This is a genomic window from Stutzerimonas zhaodongensis (assembly GCF_003696365.1).
Lineage (GTDB): Bacteria > Pseudomonadota > Gammaproteobacteria > Pseudomonadales > Pseudomonadaceae > Stutzerimonas > Stutzerimonas zhaodongensis.
Map to the genome: position 1 here is coordinate 1 of NZ_RFFM01000021.1, position 417 is coordinate 417.

The following is a 417-nucleotide window of genomic DNA, read 5'->3' on the forward strand; positions in this document are numbered from 1 at the left end:
CTATGGCCGATGTCGAGGAATGGATCGAGAGTCGAAAGGCGTCGTCGTAGCGGCTAGATGGTCGAGATAGTCGGCCCATCGCTGCATCATGTCCCGGCGCTGATCGACATACAGTGCATGGTTGTAGGCGCCGCGCACTTTGTTGTCGTCGGCATGAGACAGTTGCGCTTCAATCCATGGACTCGGATAGCCCATTTCATACAGAGCAGTAGACAGGGTGCCGCGAATTCCATGGCCCGTGAGCTTTTCGCCATATCCCATGCGCCTGATTGCGGTATTCAGCGTATTTTCGCTTAGCACCTTGCTCGGGTCGTTACGGCCCGGAAGAAGCAGGTCGTACTGCCGAGTGAACACCTGAATGGCTTTGACCACCTCGACCGCCTGAGACGATAGAGGAACAAGATAATCCGGTACGTC

The 417-nt window shown here is 55.6% G+C and carries 1 protein-coding gene; it reads right to left on the reverse strand.

What is annotated here, in order from left to right:
- Nucleotides 1-417 (reverse strand): tyrosine-type recombinase/integrase (locus tag EA797_RS21620; protein WP_147456833.1); only part of this gene is annotated, 417 nt, incomplete at its 5' end.